This is a genomic window from Mycolicibacterium vaccae NBRC 14118 = CIP 105934 (assembly GCF_001552715.1).
Lineage (GTDB): Bacteria > Actinomycetota > Actinomycetes > Mycobacteriales > Mycobacteriaceae > Mycobacterium > Mycobacterium vaccae.
In genome coordinates this window covers 1-1,226 of the sequence record NZ_BCRS01000345.1, presented here as the reverse complement: position 1 = coordinate 1,226, position 1,226 = coordinate 1, and the positions used below count along the sequence as shown (strand labels likewise).

Annotated in this window: 2 protein-coding genes; both read left to right on the top strand. The window is 71.7% G+C overall.

Annotated features, from left to right (window positions below):
• Positions 1 to 350 (top strand): helix-turn-helix domain-containing protein (locus tag MVA01S_RS29905; RefSeq protein WP_169801793.1); only part of this gene is annotated, 350 nt, incomplete at its 5' end.
• A gap of 114 nt (positions 351 to 464) precedes the next feature.
• A partial coding sequence (locus MVA01S_RS29900; RefSeq protein WP_159426395.1) for an NAD(P)/FAD-dependent oxidoreductase occupies positions 465 to 1,226 on the top strand: 762 nt, incomplete at its 3' end.

The following is a 1,226-nucleotide window of genomic DNA, read 5'->3' as shown; positions in this document are numbered from 1 at the left end:
TGGCGTTGCAGGAAGGCACCGCGTCCGCGGTGCCGCCGGCCTACGACGAGTCGTGGGACGACGTGCTGCTGCGCCGGTTGCGGACCGCGGCACGCTCCGGGCGCACCCCGCACCGGGGAGCGGTCGCCGAGCTGCGCGAACACGACCGCGCGCACGGCACCGCCTATGTGCCCACGCTGCGGGCGTGGCTGCAGCAACACGGCGACCCCGGACGCACGGCCGCCGACCTCGGCGTGCACGAGAACACCGTGCGCTACCGGATGCGGCGGATGGCCGAACTGACCGAGCTGCACCTCGACGACGCGGACAAACGGTTCGCGATGATGATTGAACTCGCAGTCCTCGACTGATCCGTTTATCGCGCGGGCACATTTTCAACACTGCTCTTTGTCGACCTGGCACAACATCCCGCGCTGTCGGACCCCCCACGATGGAGGTTCACCAACGAAACGGGAGGTCGTGCGATGTCGGGCGGGTCAGGGATCGACAGTGGTCCCCGCTCTGTGGTCGTCGTCGGCGCAGGCATCGTCGGGCTGTCCACGGCGTGGTTCCTGCAGGAGCGCGGGGTCGAGGTCACGGTCGTGGACCGGACCGGCGTCGCGGCAGGCGCCTCCTGGGGCAACGCGGGCTGGGTCTCCCCCGCGCTCACCGCGCCGCTGAACTCGCCGTCACTGCTGCGCGAAGGTGTGCGCGCACTGCTCGACCCCGGCGCGCCGCTGCACATCCCGCTGCGCGCGGACACCGCGCTGGCCCGGTTCCTGCTGCGCTTCGCCGCGAACTGCCGGCCCACCACCTGGCAGCACGCCGTCGCGGCCAACGCCGTGCTCAACAACGAGGCCATCGAGACGTTCGACGTGCTGGTCGCCAACGGGGTCGAGGCCCCGGTGACCGACACGTCCCTGGCGGTGGCGTTCCGCGACGCCGACAACGCCCGGCGTTTCCTCAGCGAGCTGTCCCAGGTGCACACCTCCGACCGCGACCTCTACGTCGAAATGCTCACCGGCGCGACGTTGCAGGAGCAGGTGCCGCTGGCGTCGGCGCAGGTCGCCGCCGTGGTCAACGTGTCAGGTCAACGCTTCGTCGACCCGGGGCGGTTCACCCACGCGCTGGCGCACGCCGTCGCCGAGCGCGGCGCCGACCTGCGCACCGGTGAGGTGCGTGCGGTCTCCCGCACCGCGGACGGCGTGCGGCTCGACCTGCGCGCCGGAGAACCGCTGCGCGCCGAC